The organism is Candidatus Symbiopectobacterium sp. NZEC135, assembly GCF_025962695.1.
Genome location: NZ_JAGFPF010000071.1, coordinates 1 through 19850, shown reverse-complemented (window position 1 = coordinate 19850; position 19850 = coordinate 1). Strand labels below are relative to the sequence as shown.

General features: G+C 41.8%; 21 protein-coding genes. 3 read left to right on the top strand and 18 right to left on the bottom strand.

Annotation, left to right across the window (positions count from 1 at the left end; genetic code table 11):
* From J5224_RS21295 to J5224_RS21270, 6 genes are all read right to left on the bottom strand, one after another.
* The coding region (locus J5224_RS21295) for a YjbH domain-containing protein (protein WP_264627257.1) at positions 1-1664 on the bottom strand (1664 nt) is incomplete at its 3' end.
* Positions 1664-2443, bottom strand: coding sequence for a capsule biosynthesis GfcC family protein (locus J5224_RS21290; protein WP_264627256.1), 780 nt, complete (start codon positions 2441-2443; stop codon positions 1664-1666). The genes J5224_RS21290 and J5224_RS21295, both read right to left, overlap by 1 nt.
* A 9-nt stretch (positions 2444-2452) precedes the next feature.
* The gene (locus J5224_RS21285; RefSeq protein WP_264627255.1) at positions 2453-3130 is read right to left on the bottom strand and encodes a YjbF family lipoprotein; all 678 of its coding nucleotides are present in this window, start codon (positions 3128-3130) and stop codon (positions 2453-2455) included.
* A 75-nt stretch (positions 3131-3205) separates the two neighbouring features.
* Positions 3206-3496: a hypothetical protein gene (locus tag J5224_RS21280; RefSeq protein WP_264627254.1), complete on the bottom strand. Its 291-nt coding sequence runs from the start codon at positions 3494-3496 to the stop codon at positions 3206-3208.
* 414 nt (positions 3497-3910) lie between these two features.
* Positions 3911-5317 (bottom strand): NADP-dependent phosphogluconate dehydrogenase, encoded by a 1407-nt coding sequence (gene gndA / locus J5224_RS21275; RefSeq protein WP_264627253.1) that lies wholly within the window; start codon positions 5315-5317, stop codon positions 3911-3913.
* Positions 5318-5481: 164 nt separating this feature from the next.
* A complete protein-coding gene (locus J5224_RS21270; RefSeq protein ID WP_264627252.1) occupies positions 5482-6384 on the bottom strand; it encodes a sugar phosphate nucleotidyltransferase in 903 nt (300 codons plus the stop codon).
* A 192-nt stretch (positions 6385-6576) separates the two neighbouring features.
* Between J5224_RS21270 and rfbA the strand changes: the two genes are divergently transcribed.
* The 3 genes from rfbA (at position 6577) to rfbD (ending at position 8914) form a co-directional block, all read left to right on the top strand.
* Positions 6577-7452: a glucose-1-phosphate thymidylyltransferase RfbA gene (gene rfbA / locus J5224_RS21265; RefSeq protein WP_264627251.1), complete on the top strand. Its 876-nt coding sequence runs from the start codon at positions 6577-6579 to the stop codon at positions 7450-7452.
* 83 nt (positions 7453-7535) lie between these two features.
* Complete coding sequence (gene rfbC / locus J5224_RS21260; RefSeq protein WP_264627250.1) at positions 7536-8069, top strand: dTDP-4-dehydrorhamnose 3,5-epimerase; 534 nt, start codon at positions 7536-7538, stop codon at positions 8067-8069.
* Positions 8069-8914, top strand: a complete 846-nt coding sequence (rfbD, locus tag J5224_RS21255) for a dTDP-4-dehydrorhamnose reductase (RefSeq protein ID WP_264627249.1) — start codon at positions 8069-8071, stop codon at positions 8912-8914. Before rfbC ends, rfbD begins: the two co-directional genes overlap by 1 nt.
* Before the next feature lie 228 nt (positions 8915-9142).
* Here the strand turns inward: rfbD and J5224_RS21250 are convergent, their stop codons facing one another.
* The 12 genes from J5224_RS21250 to J5224_RS21195 form a co-directional block, all read right to left on the bottom strand.
* The gene (locus J5224_RS21250) at positions 9143-9604 is read right to left on the bottom strand and encodes a hypothetical protein (RefSeq protein WP_264627248.1); all 462 of its coding nucleotides are present in this window, start codon (positions 9602-9604) and stop codon (positions 9143-9145) included.
* Positions 9605-9630: 26 nt separating this feature from the next.
* Entirely contained in the window at positions 9631-9879 is a 249-nt protein-coding gene (locus tag J5224_RS21245; RefSeq protein WP_264627247.1) for an ash family protein, read from the bottom strand.
* 63 nt (positions 9880-9942) lie between these two features.
* Positions 9943-11109 (bottom strand): nucleotide sugar dehydrogenase, encoded by a 1167-nt coding sequence (locus J5224_RS21240; RefSeq protein WP_264627246.1) that lies wholly within the window; start codon positions 11107-11109, stop codon positions 9943-9945.
* A gap of 21 nt (positions 11110-11130) precedes the next feature.
* Entirely contained in the window at positions 11131-12141 is a 1011-nt protein-coding gene (gene galE / locus J5224_RS21235; RefSeq protein ID WP_264627245.1) for a UDP-glucose 4-epimerase GalE, read from the bottom strand.
* A gap of 39 nt (positions 12142-12180) precedes the next feature.
* Complete coding sequence (locus J5224_RS21230; RefSeq protein WP_264627244.1) at positions 12181-13221, bottom strand: glycosyltransferase; 1041 nt, start codon at positions 13219-13221, stop codon at positions 12181-12183.
* Positions 13214-14134 (bottom strand): glycosyltransferase family 2 protein, encoded by a 921-nt coding sequence (locus tag J5224_RS21225; protein ID WP_264627243.1) that lies wholly within the window; start codon positions 14132-14134, stop codon positions 13214-13216. Before J5224_RS21225 ends, J5224_RS21230 begins: the two co-directional genes overlap by 8 nt.
* Positions 14106-15335, bottom strand: coding sequence for an O-antigen ligase family protein (locus tag J5224_RS21220; protein ID WP_264627242.1), 1230 nt, complete (start codon positions 15333-15335; stop codon positions 14106-14108). The genes J5224_RS21225 and J5224_RS21220 overlap by 29 nt, the downstream gene beginning before the upstream one ends.
* Positions 15328-15909: an acyltransferase gene (locus tag J5224_RS21215; protein WP_319802466.1), complete on the bottom strand. Its 582-nt coding sequence runs from the start codon at positions 15907-15909 to the stop codon at positions 15328-15330. The genes J5224_RS21220 and J5224_RS21215 overlap by 8 nt, the downstream gene beginning before the upstream one ends.
* Positions 15909-17132 (bottom strand): polysaccharide biosynthesis C-terminal domain-containing protein, encoded by a 1224-nt coding sequence (locus J5224_RS21210; protein ID WP_264627241.1) that lies wholly within the window; start codon positions 17130-17132, stop codon positions 15909-15911. Before J5224_RS21210 ends, J5224_RS21215 begins: the two co-directional genes overlap by 1 nt.
* A complete protein-coding gene (locus tag J5224_RS21205) occupies positions 17132-18043 on the bottom strand; it encodes a glycosyltransferase (RefSeq protein WP_264627240.1) in 912 nt (303 codons plus the stop codon). Before J5224_RS21205 ends, J5224_RS21210 begins: the two co-directional genes overlap by 1 nt.
* 24 nt (positions 18044-18067) lie before the next feature.
* Positions 18068-19069: an NAD-dependent epimerase/dehydratase family protein gene (locus tag J5224_RS21200; RefSeq protein WP_264627239.1), complete on the bottom strand. Its 1002-nt coding sequence runs from the start codon at positions 19067-19069 to the stop codon at positions 18068-18070.
* Between the two features lie 145 nt (positions 19070-19214).
* Positions 19215-19850: polysaccharide biosynthesis tyrosine autokinase (locus J5224_RS21195; RefSeq protein ID WP_264627238.1), on the bottom strand; the 636-nt coding region annotated here is incomplete at its 5' end.

Genomic DNA, 19850 nt, shown 5'->3' with positions numbered 1-19850 from the left:
AGATAACCGCCGTACACCTGGGTATACCAGTCTGTCGCCGGGTTATCCATGCGCGTCAGTTGCAGGTTGGTCAGCAGCACATCCGAAGAGGTTACGTATTCACGAATCCAGGTTCTGACACGCGGCAAGCTGCTATCTTTCGGTGGCGTTTTATAATTGAAACGATCGTAGTTATTGATCAGGTTCAATGACGCTGCACCGCCGACAGACCAGTGATCGCTCAGGCGATAATCCGCACTGCCATTGAGCGAGACCTGATACATATAAAATGATTCAGCGCCGCCAACAGACTGTACCAATGCGGGCTCTACCGAGTAGGTTAAGCGTGATGGTTCACTGCGTAGCACCGATTGCCCATTGATATCAGCAACGGGCTCTGCACGGTGGCTGACAGGTTCCGGTTGCCCTAACGGTATAGATGCCGTTTGCACCTCGCGGAACGCTTTGCTATCCACCGCTGTACTTTCCACAGGCAGACGCTGACTGCGGCGCACAATATGGTATTCCCCTACGCTCTCGGGTACATGATTGGCCAAAATGGTCGCAGCACGCTGATTGGCATCATTTTTATCACGGTATTTCTCTTGTTCGGCAACGATAGTGACCTGCTGGGCATCGGCATAAATATCGGCATCGCTGTAACCGGCTTTCTCATCCAATTCACGCGCTATCTGCTGCCAGTTAGTACCGTTAACCGAATGCACGGGCGCATAAACAGGTGGAATATCTTCCGGATGCACCGGACGCAGATCGTTAAAGTTGGTGTGCAGGCTAAAGCCCCACATCAAGGTGTTGCCGCGCTGCCAGGAAAGGGTGGTATCGAAGTAATCACTCACACGATATACCATACCGATATTGAAGGGGGAGTCTTGTTTGATTTTCTCCGGACGTTCGCGATCGGCAGCTTCGTCGCTGTAATCGTTACCGTCATATTCCAGTTTAAAACGCAGCGGATTCCATGGAGTTTGATATTCTATCCCGCCAAAAAGTGCTGCCGGACCATGAAAGAAGTTTTTCACCTCAAACTGTCCGCCACCCGCAGCATAGCTACTACTCCGCTGACAAAAACTGGCTTTAAATTCACAAGCCGGGTTTTTAATATTACCGCTTTCGGCCATATTGCCCCAGCCAATGCCAAGCGTGAAATCAAACGGTCCCATGCGCTTGCTGGCAACCAGATATTCACTGTCAAACAGCCCGGTACCGGCAATATCACGTAGGCCAAAAGAGACATCCGGCATCCATGCGCTTTCCTGCCAAAGCCGCGCTTTCACATCGAAAGACTTGTCTTTATAGGTTTGATTGCCACTAAAATTGACATCATGACTGTATGGCCGAGTACGAATATCGGTATAACGTACCGTGCTCTCCAACCAATCAAACAGTTGCAACGACACAGAATAACGTCGGTATTCCTCGTTATCGCGGTAGTTGAGGTTAAACTCACCGCTGCGCGCCATGCGCGCTGTCGGCATTTGCAGCAACCCGGTGCCACCAAAATCAGACTGCGATACGCCTGCACTGTCAAAACGGGTATTGGGGTTAGTGACGCTTTTAACCCTATCACTTTGCTGGGCGATATCTTGCGCCACCGCCTGACCCGCTAATGCGCTGCCGATGGCCAACGACAGACAGCCTATTGTAAATCTTCTGTTCTTTGTCATTAGTGTGGGATCCGGTTAGCCAGAAAATCAGCGATTTGATCGTTCAAAGACGCAAATTCGTCGGGTAAGACACTGGGATTGAAACCAATAAACAGCGTTTCACCCGCAGCGGGTTCAATGTGCTGCTGGTTCCACAACGCCAGTGGCACTTTGCGCCATGTGCCTTGCCCATCGATAAGGTAACCAACATCCTGATTGGCACCCGCCAGGAAACGACGCTCCAACACATAATCACGCACCGTCCAGCCCGATTGCAACGCCACATCCCCCACCGTTTTCAGCTCTGCCACATCAGCATCGGTGTTGATAAGCCCCGCCAGCGTAAAACGTGATGCCAACGGTGCAATATAGAGCGCATAGTCACCGACCAAGGGGCGGTTAGCTTGTGGATTTAGCCGAATTCTGTCGGGATCGAGCGGCGTGGAGATTCGCCCAGCCACGTCAACCTGATCCAGCATTTTACGCATCAGCCAGGCGGAAATCGCCAAATCGCCATCGCCAGAGTTGCGCCAGCGGGTTTCCAGTTCAGCCAACGATTTGCGCAATTGTTCTGCCTGTGCATACACGTTCTTGGTACTGGCGTAATCAGAAATTAACGCGCTGCGCCAATTAACATCGGCAGGAAACGCCACCTGTTGATAAAACGCAATCAGTCGCGTGCCATCCGCTTGCTTTACCATCGCCAGCGTTTGCTGCGGGGTTTTTACTGTCAACTGCGCTGCCTGTGCCGCCCCCACTGTAAACAGCATCAGGAGTACCATACGGGAAAATACCAACATGTCAGTCCCTTATTGTACGTAGGGTTTTAATACCGTGAATTTGACCAGTGCCATGTCCGGCCCCATATATTGCCAGGTTTGCACCACCTGCCCTGTGCCGGGATCTAACCAATAGGTGTTGGTATATTCAGCGTTTAAGGCAGAAACCGAAACTTGCTCGGTAAATTTAAGCAATTGGCGCGGCTTGCCCAGAATCGTCACCGTTTCTTTACCCCGCGCCTGAAACACGGATTCAACCGCATAATCACCGCGCTGCACCTGCGACCAGGCCATTTTCCCCTGCCAATACATCGGAGTTGACGGTTTTAGCAGGCCAACGGCAAGCGGATCGGGCGTGACATTAATTACATGGGCAATATCTTCACCAAAGCCCTGCGTTTTCACCATGCGGCCCTGCTGCATCACCAGAATGTTGCTGTCTGCACCGATCCACTTAAGCTGATCATTTTCTGCGAAGGCCAGCACCACAAAGGCCTGAGAAGCCTTGCCCACCTTAAGATAGGCGGAAGCATAAGGCGTTTTTTCAACCCGTTCAGCGGAAACCTGCACATCATCCGTTCCCCAAATTGCCAATTTGGCGGTTTTTTGGAACGCATCCATATTTCGGGAACAACCGGTCAATGCGAGTGCTAACAGCGGCAGTAACATCAGCGCATTGCATTTTGCCACGAGCGTTATTTTTATCATTGCGTGAATGTCTCGCGAAACGGCCAGAAACAATAAAAGAAAGGCCACCGAAGTGGCCTTGGCTATAAAACAACCTTAGCGAGTCGGAACTGAACCGGTAGTGGTCGTGCCAGTACCGGTGCTATCGTCATTGCTGGCAACTGCAACGGCAACACCAGCTGCAACCGCAGCTGTCACACCCACAGCAATCAGCGCCGTGGTACCAGCAGCAGCACCTGCGCCAGCAGCACCCGCCGCCACACCCGCCGCACCAACGGACGAGGTAGTGGTGGTAGTAGCGGCGCCAGCTGCCACACCAGGCGCTGCGGCATACGCACCAGAGGACATGGCAACTGCCAGGGCCAACGTAAGTAACGTCTTCTTCATTACGATTTCCTTTATTAACAAATGAAGCGCTTCAGGGCGGAATACCGTTCCGAGGAACCGCATCCCAACCTTCTTTAACCGCGATGCGCGGCACAGCCCACTCCGACCACGGCGACATCGCTCCACTGAGGGGATAGATTCTCAGCAATAGATTATACGACAGAGAATCTTAACGCTCTCCATCGTGTGACTCTGTTTTTTTTTACACAAGCTTAAAAATAGCAAGATCTCGCTACAATAAACAGCAAAATTGTAAATTACGCTCTTGTCAACGTTAACAAAAATGCACGGCGAGAAAAAGGAAATTATTCATAACCCAATGATTAATTTGATCTTAACGAAAACACCATACGCAAAACGCCGAATAGCGGGACTATTCGGCGTTTATTCGGCAACGTAATTTTAGGAAATAACTTATTCCAACCACTCGGTGTGGAATACGCCTTCTTTATCAGTACGTTTGTAGGTGTGCGCACCAAAGTAGTCGCGCTGCGCCTGAATCAGGTTGGCGGGCAACACTGCGGAACGATAGCTGTCGTAATAAGAAATAGCCGCTGAGAAGGTCGGCGTCGGGATACCGTTTTGTACCGCATAGGCCACCACATCACGCAGTGCCTGCTGGTATTCATCGGCCGCTTTCTTGAAGTAAGGTGCCAGCAGCAGGTTAGCGATATCCGGCGTTGCCGCGTAGGCATCGGTGATTTTTTGCAGGAACTGGGCACGAATAATGCAACCGGCACGGAAAATCTTGGCGATTTCACCGTAATTCAGGTTCCACTGGTGCTCTTCTGACGCTGCACGCAGCTGTGAGAAACCTTGCGCATAGGAAACGATTTTACCCAGATAGAGCGCACGGCGCACGTTCTCAATAAAGGTTGCCTTATCACCGCTAAACGGTTTAGCCTGCGGACCGGTCAACACTTTGGAGGCAGCAACACGCTGCTCTTTCAGAGAGGAGATATAGCGCGCAAACACAGATTCGGTGATCAGAGACAGCGGCTCACCAAGATCGAGCGAGCTTTGGCTGGTCCATTTACCGGTGCCTTTGTTGGCCGCTTCATCCAGGATCACATCAACCAGATAGTTACCTTCTTCATCTTTCTTGGTGAAGATATCTTTGGTGATGTCGATCAGGTAGCTGCTCAGTTCGCCGGCATTCCATTCAGAGAAGGTTTTTGCCAGCTCATCGTTGGACAGGTTCAAGCCATGCTTCAGCAGTGAATAGGCTTCAGCAATCAGTTGCATATCGCCATATTCGATGCCGTTGTGCACCATTTTTACATAGTGACCGGCACCGTCTGGCCCGATATAAGTGACGCAGGCTTCGCCTTCGGCACGGGCAGCAATTTTTTCCAAAATGGGCGCCACCAGCTCATAGGCATCTTTCTGCCCACCCGGCATGATGGAAGGGCCTTTTAGTGCGCCCTCTTCGCCACCGGAGACGCCGGTGCCGATAAAGTTAAACCCTTCCGCAGACAGCTCACGGTTGCGGCGGATGGTGTCCTGGAAGAAGGTGTTACCGCCATCAATAATGATGTCGCCTTTATCCAGATAGGGCTTCAGGGATTCGATCGCTTTGTCCGTGCCTTCACCGGCTTTAACCATCAACAGAATGCGACGCGGGGATTCCAGCGACGCTACAAACTCTTCAACGGTATAATAAGGCACCAGTTTTTTGCCGGGGTTTTCGGCCACCACTTCTTCGGTTTTTTCACGAGAGCGGTTGAAAATGGACACGGTGTAACCACGACTTTCGATGTTAAGCGCCAGATTGCGCCCCATCACCGCCATACCCACCACGCCAATTTGCTGTTTGGACATTAAAGCAACTCCTGTCTGAAGGATAACCTGCCTGTATCACGACGACGACAGACACGCAAAAGCAGGCGGATATGGTAACTCAGCTTAAGGCATGTGGATAGTGATAGGTCTAAAGAAGAGAAAAGCCCTGCACGGTGGCAGGGCTTAGCGGGGTGCATCGCCGACTATTTATTCAGCAATTCTTTGATGCTGGCTTTAAACGCATCACCAAATTCAGGGTTACGCAAACCATAGGCCACAAACGCCTGCATATAACCGAGCTTGCGCCCGCAGTTGAAACTGCGCCCTGCCATCTGCACTGCATCTACCTGATGGTTTTGCTCAATCAGTTCAGCAATGGCATCGGTCAGTTGGATACGGCCCCAGGCACCGGCGGACGTTTTTTCCAGAATCGACCAGGCATCGGCCGACAGCACATAGCGCCCGACCGCCGACAAATCAGACCCTTCTTCTGGCGGCACTTCCGGTTTTTCAATCATGGACGTGATGACCGCTGCGTCACCTGCATGGTTCAACGGCTTAGCGCATTCCACCACAGAGTATTCCGGCAGCACTTCATAAGGACGATGTTTTACCAACACCTGGCTGTGGCCCGTTGCTTCAAAACGTGCAATCAGCTGTGCCAGATTCTCTTTATGCTGATCGGCACTGGCTTCATCCATCACCACATCCGGCAGCACCACCACAAACGGGTTATCACCAACGATGGGACGCGCGCAGTTGATGGCATGGCCCAGCCCCAACGTTTCGCCCTGGCGCACGTTCATGATGGTCACGCCCTTCGGACAGATCGCTTGCACTTCGGCCAGCAGTTGGCGTTTTTGCCGCTCTTCCAGCAAAGATTCCAGCTCGAAAGAGGTATCAAAATGGTTTTCAATGGCGTTTTTTGAGGCGTGCGTGACCAGCACAATCTCTTTGATACCCGCATTGACGCACTCGTTAACGATTTTCTCGATGACCGGACGGTCCACCAACGGCAGCATCTCTTTGGGGATCGCTTTTGTTACCGGCAGCAGGTTCATACCCAGCCCGGCGACGGGGATAATCGCTTTCAATGTTGTTGCCATGCATTAACTCTCTTGTTATCCGTTGTCATTTTTCTGCCATCATAACGTGGCTGTGAGAATAAGGTTACACCCAATTACTCACAACGCTACCTGAACAACGACATATTTATGATAGTTCAGACAATTCCGCATCGATATTGTATACTCGCAGCCCTACTCTCTAGCTCTGGCATCTAAAACGAAGGCTTAACAATGAAAGGCATCGTATTGGCGGGTGGGTCTGGTACTCGGCTTTACCCCATCACACGCGGGATATCAAAACAGCTCCTGCCCATCTATGACAAACCCATGGTGTATTACCCCATTTCTGTGCTGATGCTGGCAGGCATTCGGGATATTTTGATTATCAGCACCCCGGAAGATCTTCCTTCATTCCGGCGCTTGCTGGGTGACGGCAGCCACTTTGGCATCAACCTCAGCTATGCAGAGCAGCCAAGCCCGGACGGCCTGGCACAGGCGTTTATCATCGGTGAAGAGTTTATCAACGGTGAACGCTGCGCATTGATTTTGGGTGACAATATTTATTTCGGCCAAAGCTTCGGCAAAAAGCTGGAAAGTGCGGTAGCGAAAGAACAAGGCGCAACGGTGTTTGGCTATCAGGTGACCGACCCAGAGCGCTTTGGCGTGGTCGAATTTGATGGCAACTTTAAAGCACTTTCCATCGAAGAGAAGCCGCTCAAGCCTAAATCCAACTGGGCAGTAACCGGGCTCTATTTTTATGACAAAGATGTAGTGGAGATGGCTAAACAAGTCAAACCCTCTGCACGCGGTGAATTGGAAATTACTACGCTCAACCAGATGTATCTGGAACAAGGCACGCTCAACGTAGAACTGCTGGGCCGGGGTTTTGCCTGGCTGGATACGGGCACCCATGATAGCCTGATTGAAGCCTCACAGTTTATTCACACCATTGAAAAACGTCAGGGAATGAAAGTGGCTTGTTTAGAAGAGATCGCCTTTCGTAAAGGCTGGATCTCACATGAGCAAGTGGCTCAAGAAGCACGGCTGCTGAGTAAAACCCAATATGGGCAGTATCTGTCACGGCTGATTGAAGAATCTCAGCAGTAACTGACATACGTCATCCTCGGCGTAAGCCGGGGATCTCTCACAGAATAAACACACCTTCAACCTAATACTTATTGAAAAACATTATGCAAGTTATCGATACCCCTATTTTCGGCGCTAAAGTAATTCAACCTAAAGTTTTTGGTGATGCCCGCGGCTTCTTTTTAGAGACGTTTGAGAAAAACCGCTACCAGCAAATGCTGAATATTGATCTGGATTTTGTGCAGGATAACCATTCTCGCTCCAGCAAAGGGGTGTTGCGTGGGCTGCATTTCCAAAAAACACGTCCGCAAGGCAAGCTGGTGCGTGTGGTGCGCGGTGAAGTGTATGATGTAGCAGTGGATATTCGGCGAGATTCTCCGAGCTATGGAAAATGGTTTGGCCTTCGATTAACCGAAGAAAACAAAACCCAGCTTTGGCTGCCACCGGGGTTGGCACACGGCTTTGCCGTGCTCTCTGACGTTGCCGATTTTGAATATAAGTGCACGGAATATTACCAACCTTCTGACGAAGGCTGCCTGCTGTGGAACGATCCGGATTTGGGCATTGAATGGCCGCTGGAATCTCCGCTGCTTTCAGAAAAAGATAAGCTGGGTAAACGCTTCAAGGAACTGGATTGATGAAAGTGCTATTGACCGGCGCAAACGGCCAGCTTGGTCGCTGTTTTCAGGATAGGTTGCCTGCTGATTGGCACATTCTTGCCACCGATTTTGCCGAATTGGATATTACCGATTTGGAGCAAGTCACTGCCGCCGTGATTGCCTTTAAACCGGATGCCATTGTTAATGCAGCGGCTTATACGGCGGTAGATAAAGCCGAAAGCGACGTGGAACTGGCAGAGCGCATTAATGTTGCTGGTCCGGCTAATCTTGCCCGCGTCGCCGCCCAGCACGGCATTCGTTTGGTGCACGTTTCTACCGACTACGTTTTTGATGGCAATGCCAGCACCCCCTACACCGAACAGAGCCCGACTAATCCACTCAGCGTTTATGGCAAAACCAAACTGGCGGGTGAGCAGGCAGTGAGCGCTACCGCACCGGACGCAATTATCGTGCGCACCGCCTGGGTGTTTAGTGAATACGGCAATAACTTTGTGAAAACCATGCTGCGTTTAGGCAAAGAGCGGGATGCGTTAAGCATTGTTGACGACCAGCGCGGCTGCCCCACTTATGCGGGTGATTTGGCGCAAGTAATTATTGCGCTGCTACAGCAAAATGCTGCGGGCGGGATTTATCACTACACGGGTGACAAAGAAGTGAGCTGGTTTGAATTTGCCCAGGCAATATTTACGGTGGCAGTGCAGAAATCGGTTTTGAATAAATCGCCAACGCTCACACCGATTACCACCGCGCAGTATCCCACACCAGCACACCGGCCAGCTTACTCAACGTTGGCTAGTGACAAAATCAAGGGATTGGGCATTGCGTTATCAGACTGGCAAGGTGCGCTAAAGAAAACCATTTAGCACGTTGGCTAACCAAGTTTCTCTTACCCGGTCATCTACACACTACATTTTCTGTAATTCCTACACCGTTTGTCATTCCCGCGAAAGCGGGAATCTCTTGCAGAAGAAACTCGTTTATTCTCACAGAGATCCCCGGCTTACGCCGAGGATGACGAGAGGTAAAGTGGCTTTGTCTTCAATCCCCCTTAACCACAGCGTTATTTTATGCTTTGCAGCATGCTTGCTGCGTCACATTCGCTTTTCATCAATCTCTTTAAGTCCGTGCTCTGTCTTCAACCAATGAGGGGCCTTAAGACCCGCCGAAAAAAACCAAACCAATTCTGCCAATAACTCAGTGACAATCGGCGTCGTTTCTGAAGATAACCTCTGTTCGGTAAGCAGTTGCGCTAACGTTTGGCAATATTGACAGAGAGATTCAGAATCAGGTTCAAAACGCGGAGAAGTATCAGAGAGAGCACTGACGGTCAGGCTTTCAATAAGATGAGGCGGAATGGGCGCATTCAGTGTGGATCTCAACAACCTAAGACAGGTAGCCAATCGACCACACAGTGCCAGCTTCAGGGTACTATCATCACATTCGAGCATAGCATCTGAAAAATGCTCACAGTGATTGGCCAGCACGGTAAAATCAGTGTCTGCGTTAAAAGGAATGGTTAATAACGGGTGAGTCTGGTTGAGGGTTGTAGCCATAAGGCAGCCTCCAGCGAGTATCGTATCTACCCACCACCAGAGGTTCCAATCTCTTGGGTGGTGGAACCGGACGGGGTTGGAACTACCGGCCTCACTGACACCGGCGCATCTTGCGATGCCCCCGCCCGGCCCACCATAGAAGTGCAGCTAAGCGCACGACACAAAAAAAGCGCAAACGCGCTTGGTGTCGTCAGTGAAGTCAGGCAGGGTTCCAATCCTGGCACCTGATTTTGCAGGTGCGCGTTAACGATACCGCCATCGGCGGTGAGTGGCAAGGGGTTTACTGCTTCAGTATTTGGATGCGTGTTCGCAAATCTGCACTTCTATTACAAATTTGGTTAATCTGAACCGAACAAATCGCGGGTATAGACTTTATCGGCGACATCTGCCAATTCCGGTGCCATACGGTTAGAGATAATGACATCTGCCATTTCTTTAAACACATCAAGATCACGGATAACCCGAGAACGGAAGAATGTATCCTCCTTAAGCACCGGCTCATAAACAACGACTTCAATGCCTTTGGCTTTAATACGCTTCATCACCCCTTGAATGGCTGATGCGCGGAAATTATCTGAGCCTGCTTTCATGACTAAGCGATAAACGCCTACGACTTTCGGATCTCGCTCAATAATCGTGTCTGCGATAAAATCTTTGCGAGTGCGGTTTGCTTCAACAATGGCACTAATCAGACTGTTCGGAACGCTGGCATAGTTAGCCAGTAACTGCTTAGTATCTTTGGGAAGGCAATAACCACCGTAACCAAAAGAGGGATTGTTATAGTGACTGCCGATGCGAGGATCCAGCCCCACGCCATCAATGATTTGTTTACTGTCTAAACCATTAATTTGTGCGTAGCTATCAAGCTCATTAAAGTAGGCTACGCGCATTGCAAGATAAGTATTAGAAAAGAGTTTTATTGCTTCTGCTTCCGTTGAGTCGGTGAATAAAACGGGCACGTCTTTTTTAATAGCACCTTCAAGCAACAGATTTGCAAACTGCTCTGCACGCGCTGAGCGTTCACCCACAACAATCCGAGAGGGGTAAAGGTTATCGTGCAGTGCTTTTCCTTCACGCAGGAATTCAGGAGAGAAAATGATGTTATCGGTGGAGTATTTTTCTTTTACTGCTTTGGTAAACCCGACAGGGACAGTGGATTTAATAATCATAACAGCATTTGAATTTATCATTATCACATCGCGAATTACTGACTCAACTGACTGAGTATTGAAATAATTAGTTTTTGGGTCGTAGTCAGTGGGCGTTGCGATAATAATAAAATCCGCGTCAGAATACGCTTCCTTGTTATCAAGCGTAGCTAAAAAATTTACCCCCCCCCCACTTAAAAAAGAATTTACCTCTTGATCGACAATAGGAGATTGTTTATTATTCAATAATTCAACTTTCTCGGTCAATACATCTAATGCAATAACGCAATGATTCTGGGCTAAGAGCATTGCGTTCGAAAGACCAACATACCCTGTTCCTACAATTGCTATTTTCATGAACCACCTAACAAATTAACTTTAATATCCATTTGGATTTTTTTTCTGCCAAGACCAACTATCTCTCATCATATCATCAATACTCCGTAATGCCTTCCATCCTAACTCCTTCTCAGCGAGACTAGGATCGGCCCAGCACTCTGCGATATCACCAGCACGGCGTTCTTTTATCTTATAATTGATATTGATTTTTGTAATTCGTTCAAATGCGGCTATAATTTCCAAGACAGAATGACCAACTCCAGTACCCAAATTATAGATATTAAATCGTCTATTGCTCTTTTTATTCTCTAATGCAGCAATATGACCATCGGCGAGATCCATCACATGTATATAGTCTCTAACACCAGTCCCATCGATTGTAAGATAGTCATTCCCAAAAACGGATAAGTATTCTAACCTTCCAACAGCAACTTGAGAAATAAATGGAATTAAATTATTTGGAATTCCATTTGGGTCCTCGCCAATCTTGCCAGATTGATGGGCTCCGACAGGATTAAAATATCTTAATACTGTAATATTCATTTTTGGGTTAGCAATTGAAACATCCTCAAGAATTCGTTCAAAAATATATTTTGAGGTTCCATATGGATTTGTTGTCCCTCCTACCTTACTTAATTCATCAAGAGGTACACGTTCAGGCTCACCGTATACTGTTGCTGATGAACTAAAAATAAGCCGATTAACACAATATCTCTGCATTTCCTCTAACAAAATCATCCCGCCACAAACATTATTATGATAATACTCGATAGGTTTTACACATGACTCACTTACAGACTTAAGACCAGCAAAATGAATAACATCAGTTATAGGATAAGATTCGAATATTTTTCGCAGGAAATACCTATCACATATATCTCCCTGTTGTACTATTGGAGATCTATTACAAATTTCAGAAACACGCTTTAATGATTCCGGAGACGAGTTAGAGTAATTATCTATTACTATGACTTTATAATTTTGTTCGAGTAACCTCAATACCGTATGTGATCCAATATACCCTGCACCACCAGTCACTAAAATAGCCATACACTTTCTATCCTTACCCTATAAACGTGTATAAAAACATTAACCCTTTTCAAAAAGATTTATATATTCATTTTTATAAAACTGAATATTATAATTTCTCATTACATCTTGGGCTGCTTGAGAAAAAATGGGATAATTATTAACCATATTCTCTATTGTAAACCTCAAATTATTCACATCGTTGTTAAATAACAGCCCATTTGAGTTACCGTTTGATAATGTATAAACTAATTCATGACATCCCCCTACATCACTTAGTATGAGTGGAATACCAGCAGAGCCAGCCTCAATGGCTGACATAGGTAAGCCTTCACTGTCTGAACATAAAACAAAAATATCATATTCGTTAAAAGATATAAAATTTTTCACTTCACCAAGAAAAAAAATATTTTTAGCATCTTTGTATTTGCTTTTTAGTTCTGTAACATAGGAACCATCACCAACAAAGTAAAAATCTAGACATGGTATTAATAAAGCTACACTTGCTAATAAATCAGGCCTTTTCGGATAAACCATTCGACCTAAAAAAAGTACTTTTTTAGGAATAAGTACTCGCTGTTTCGTCAACATTGGAGTTACTGTATTAGATATAACAGTGATTTTTTGTGACTTAACTCCTATGGTATCTATAGCCTTACGCCTATCACTTTTAGAAACACATAATAATTCATCGGTAAAATAAGACAATAACTTCTCAACAAAACAAAATAATGACTTAAACTTACCCCCATTATAAATACATGACCAACCATGAGACACGTAAATTGATTTATGTGGAAAAAAAATTTTCGCCAATCTCGCATAAAAACCAGCATTCGCAGAACTACTAACAACAACATCAGCTTTTATCTTCTTTAGAATTAGGATCAAATAATACAGAGCAATTGGTTTTTTAATACTAGTTAGAGATGGAATTAGAAAGACCTTGTGATTATCAAATTGCTCAGTCAACCAGCCATTACCTGAAGTGATCAAAAAAATATTATACTCTCCATCTAACATTTTCTTCTGCTCATAAATCCATTTTTGTGCGCCACCAGTCTCTGGTTTAGTGATCACATAAACTATATTTTTACGCATTGCGAACTCTCATTCTATGAATTTTAACTTTGATCTTAGAAATAAAAATCTTACAGAAAGTAGAAAATGCTTTAAAGCCAATTTTTAAACCGAACTCATTAGAAAAATAAAAGAAACCCTTAAAAAAACATCTTTCCTTTATTGATATGAAAGAAATAACATTCCCATAATAATTTATTATATTAAGTTCACTCAGAATTTTTCTATTTTTTTTAACCCAGTCAATACAGAAATCAACGCTTGCGCCTTTACTGACGGCATTCACTGCTGGTTCTAAAATTACCCAATATGATAAAGGGGCTTGAATATAGCTGAATTTGACATTTTTCAAGTAAGCATCTATGCAATACTGTATATCTTGATGTCTAACAAGAGAGTCATCGAAACAAACCTTTTCCAGGCAACTTCGATTAATACTTATTGTCGAAGTCTGAATTACCCCAAAATCGTTAATTAAATAGTCAACAATATTACAGCCTTCATTAAATTCACTCGGAAGTAAAATACATTTATCACTATCTATTTCATCATATGTTCCCCTAAGGGTCTGATGGAAATATAATATTGGAGCAACTTGGTTTGGCTCTTTTTGAAAATGTTCAATTATAACTTCTACTTTGTTTCTAGCCCATATATCATCAGCATCATGGAAAGATATTACATCGCCTATAGATTTACTCGCTCCATAATTTCTTGTATAAGATGCATTTTTTTTATTTTGCAGATAGAAAGTCTTTATATTCAATTTTTTTTGAAACGAATTGACTATAATAGATAATTCAATAACATCATCACTTGCATCATCAACAATTATAACTTCAAAGTCTCTATTACTTTGTACAGATAAAGCATCCAATGCTCTAGTTATATATGACGATGAATTTCTAGTTGTTAATACGACACTTACGTGCATTAACTAACCCCTCAACCAATCCTAGCAAAGCGAAAAAATAAAAATAAGTGAAACTTTTAACGAAAATCTGCTGTATAAGAATCATAAATACGATAGGGTAAATATTTATCCTAAGTGAACGGTTAATAATTTTACTTTTCCGCAGAATACTAATCATGAAGTAACAAATAAATAAAAAACCAACAAGACCAAACTGATCCCAATAAACGATTATACTATGTGTATATGCTCCCCAACGAGTTCCAAAGCCATCAATATCTTGATTATATTGAGAGGCAAAATCCCCTATTATTGGACTTTCTTTTATTATATCAATAGAATGTAAGAAAAGCTTTATTCTCCCCATAAAAGACGCATCATATGAAAACCCACCAGATATTATATTATAAATTCTAGCATTCCCACTTTCTAAGACACCAATAAAAGAAGATATTAAAGATGTAGGGTCAATAACTATTATAAAAACAATTAGACTGGCGATGCTGAAGAATGAAAAAATAGGCTTTTTATAAATATATTTCTTTATATCTAATAAAAAAAAACAACCAAAAAAATAAGAAAACAATGAAGATCTAGAGTTAAGAATGAATAAAAAAAACAATGTAAGCAATATTACAATTAATTTTTTCCGTAAGGTCATGTCATTAATACACACGTAACTTATTGATAAAAAAAGCAGAGCATCACTTACTGTTTGATATACACCAATATATGAAGAATCTAGTAACTGAGAATAATCCAACTTTAATTCAGCAAGATTCAAATACATAACACTAACAAAACCTAGGGATATAAAATAAAAAAATAAAACCATCTCACCATGTTTTTTTGTGATATAACAAGAATAACCTTTCATTATAAAATAATTGAAATATGATATAATAAAAAAAGGAAAATAATATCTTATTGCATCAATATATCGCCCATCCTCAGTATAAGAGCGTAGATTATGATTCAAGAAGATTATTGATATAAAAAAAATAAAAGCCAGATTAACAAAAACATCATTCAAACTAAGTTTTCGATTTCCGCTAGAACAAAAAATAATAACATTGATGACGCAACATAAAAAACCAAGTCCCATAATCAAAAACGTGTATGGGAAAAATGGTAATAGTCCAAATAAAGAAAACAATGTAAACACTGGTGTAATGAATAATAACAGCGTAATATATAGTTCATTAAGTAAATTATTATTCATTACTTACGCCTCGCGTTTTTATTACTTTAGCCGGCACACCAACCGCAACCGTCATATCTGGAATTGACTTAGTGACTACGGCCCCAGCACCAATAGCGCAATTAGAACCTATATCATTCATAATTACTGCATGCGTGCCAATCCAAAGATTGTTACCTAAACTGAGCTTACGACACTCACTTTTACTGTTGTAAAAACTAGTAGTAATATCATTGACATCGTGATGTTTAGCTCCACTCATGACAGACACATTAGCAGCAAAAATAACATCATTACCAATCTTGCAGTGACTTATTATACAAAACTCTTCAATTGTACAATTATTGCCTATCTCAACATCAGAATATACAATCACTGCACCCCAGAAAACATTGAGGTTTTCACCACATTTTTTTAATGTTATTTTATAAAAAATGCGCCTTAAAAAAATGCCCAAAATACCTGGGACAATAGAAATAATTTGAGCACATGTTTTGTATTTTATAATATTAAACTTCCAAAGAAGTATAATAACAATACATATAGGAATTACTATTATTGTCAAAAACCAAGAAATGATAATTTTAAAATTCATTATTTTTTCCAGATAAAAATAGAATAAAACTGACACTTTATTAACATTCTTGTGTTTTTATCTACTATATTGAAAACAACCCCCATGAAAACTTGCGTTATCAAAAAGCCCCATATAGCTGATTTTGTTCCATAAAAAGGAATTAAAATTAAATTCCAACAAACATTAAAGATTACAGCAAACACTGTTCTTAAAAGTCTTGCTCCAACCATTCCTCTCAAAAACAAATACTGTGCATTAATTGCACCAAAACCAGAAAAGAATATGGAAAAAACACCAATATTTAATAACTCAATAATATTATGACTATGTTCAGGTATGATTTTTTGTAATAAATAACGCCCAGGAAATAAGTAGCAGATACAACAAATTATGCCAACGATAATCGCACCACTGTAAGCAAATCTTAACTCTTTCATCAACAAATCATCGTTTTTGTTAGCTTTGCCTAGTTTTCCATACATAGAAGTGACAAAAGATGATTGAAGATAGCCAAGAGCTAATAAAATACTTGATGCGAGGGCATAGATACCAAGTTGAATATTCCCAAGATAAAATTCTATAATTAATTGATCAACTCTATAAAATAAAATTATTGACAGTGCAGCAAGCCCTACAGGTATCGATTTTTTTAAAACATTATAGAAGTCAAACCACGTTTTATGTTCGGTAAAGGAAAAGAAACTTTTAACCGAAAGATATAAATATATATTTAAAAAAACACCCTCTAGAAATGAAATAATAATGAATACTAAAATCCCATATTCAATGAATACATATTTAATTATAAAAGAAAAGGCGCTTATTAAGATAATATTAAAAACAACCCAAGCTTTGTTTTTAATATTTTCAATAGCTAAAAGGAGATAAAATAAATTCCAGATATATGTTAATGTCATCAACACAATAACAAAAAAGTCATCAGGGGGCTCTTTCAAATATAAAAAAACGGACATTGTCATAAACGATAAAAATAGCAGTAATATTCTAATAAAGAAGAAAAAATATGGTATTTTTTTTCCTTCAGCAACTTCCTTTATGAAATAATCATCTAGCCCCAAAGAAAATGAAACACATATTATATTTAGCATAGCAATATAATATGCATACATGCCGTATATATCTATTCCATAGTATTTAGTAAGCATGAAAGAAATTAAAAATGCAATTCCCGCACGCGATATTCTTTCAATACTAAGTAATAGTGTGTTTTTTATGAACATTATAATTTTGACTTAATTAACTTGGTTATCGACAAGCTACTAATTATTTCTTCCCATGAATTTGCTTTAAAAGAATCATTAGCCTTGATCAGAATAAACTCATCCTTTATCAATGAGTAGTCAAAACCCTTGCTTGCTAAAAATGATTCAACCCAATCATATCGATTACTTATAACATCTTTCCCCATAGATAGATATTCAATCAACTTAGTTGACGTTTGAATATTATAAGGAAACTCGTTAGGAACATAGTTTACACAGTATTTACTTATCGAAATATATTCTGGTATTTTTTCCTGCGGAACTTTCCCTGTGAATGTAATACATTTATGATTACCGTACTTCTTTAATAAATATGTACTTGCTTGACCAACCAATAATATTTTCTGTTTTTTTTCTAAATATATATCAAGGAAGATTTCCAACTTCCTTTCCTTAGCCATACTACCGACATAAACATATTCATACTCAAAATGTTCAGTAATGCTTTCTGGTATATCTAAAAAATAATCAGCAACCCCCATATCTCTTAAATCACTTGCATTGTTTTTTAATTTAAAATAATTTCGGATATTTTCATTTAAAAAAATATAATGATCAGCTCTTCTCGAAAAAAATTTTTTAATAAAATTCTTTACCTTCTTTTCAAACAAACTTCGCCCTGTAGATAATGATGCGAACTCATGAATCAATATTTTTTGAAAAATATTAGTTTTGCATTTAAATCTCGGCTCATAAAAAAAATGCGTCCCCATAACATGCCATTCAAAATAAACATCGCTAACACTTGAGCCATTAATTTCCCCTTTATTCTTACAGCATACAACTCCTAGCTTATTAAAATATGATAAATATTGCTCTATTTCAGGTAAGTTTTCATAAGGTGGAAATACAAAATTTATATATAGCATATCATCAATAATTAGTTATCTAAATTACTCGGAGAGAAAAGTCACTCCATCATTATTTCTATTTTCAACAAACTCATAAGTTAAAGTTTTTCTTAACCCTTCGACTAATGAATATGGTGGGACAAATTCAGTTTCTTTAATTTTTGTTGAATCAAATTGAGTGGTCGCACAGAATTTTTTAACACGAACGGAGCTAACTGCATACTTTTTACCTGTAATACTTTTAATTAGATCAAATGCATACCCACCGAACATACCCAAAAAATAGGGTATATGCACTGATGGGATTTTTTTTTGAAGACATACTCCGACTTCTTCAACAAGCTCGTTCATATTTAAATCTGGTTTATCGGCATAATTATAGACCTGATACTCCTGCTTAATATTTTTCAGTTTAAATTTGATAAATTCTACTATATTCCCGACGTAGGCCATAGACTTATAATTATTTCCAGAACCAACCATGAGAAATCGGCCACTAGCTATCTGGCTTAACAAATTATATACATTCCCTCTATTACGTTCACCAAAAATCACTGTAGGTCTAATAATAGTTAAAGAACGCCCCGGTTTTTCACTAAACCACTGACGTAAGACTTCCTCTGCTTGCCACTTACTTTTCCCATAATGATTAAATGGGTCGTGGGGATACATTTCATTAGGATTTTCTTTATTTAATCCATATACTGCAACCGAACTTGTGAAGATAATATTATTTATATTATTTTCATTCATAGCAACCAATACATTTTTTGTCCCCTCCACATTCACATCATAATAAAGTGATGAAGGACTAACATCATCTCGATGTTCTGCAGCCAGTAATACAACTATAGTCACATCGGCCAAAACCTTGATCAAGTTATTTAAATCTCTAACATCACAGATTTGTGTAATGTCAGGATAAAAATGGCTCATTTCCTTATCAATATTTTTAATTTCAAAATCAGAAAAAGAGATATCAATAAGACGAGTACCAACGAATCCTGAAGCACCTATAAAAGCAACTTTGTTTTCAAAAGCCATGCTAAAAACCTTACCTATGACGTATAAAAATCAATAATACATTTCAAAACCGTTCACCTACAGACCATTAACAAAAATATTTAAATGAAATAGAATTTAATCAACAATATTTTTGATAAAAAGAAAATGTCATGTTTCAAAAAATCTACTTATCATGCTTATAATCATAAGTATAATAATGATAATTGTTATATCCGTAATACCCAGCTGCACGTTTAACTATTGCATTAAGAATTACGCCCTTAATTTCTGCCCCATTCTGCTCAAAACGCCGAATACTTACTTCAATTTCTTTTACTGTATTCATCTCAAAACGAGCGACAAGCAGTGAAGTACCCGCATGGCGGCTAATAATTGCCGCATCCGTTACTGCCAGAATTGGAGGAGTGTCCAACAGCACCAAATCGTAATTTTCGACGGCCCACTTTATAAACTCCGCAAAGCGACTATGCATTAACAGTTCTGATGGATTCGGAGGTACTTGTCCTCTAGGGATAAAATCCATGCCATCCACATGTGTTTTACGCACCGCATCTGTTACTTGTATCTGTCCTGACAGGATATCAGAAAGGCCATTATTACTTTGCGCTCCCATCAATTCATGGGCATAACCTTTACGCATATCACAGTCAATAATTAACACTCTCTGACCTGCTTGTGAAATTACCGCTCCCAGGTTAGCACTGATAAACGTCTTACCAATCGAGGGACTAGCACCCGAGATCATCAACACATTATTTTTTGCTTCCATCATAGCAAAATGTAGGCTGGTGCGCAGGCT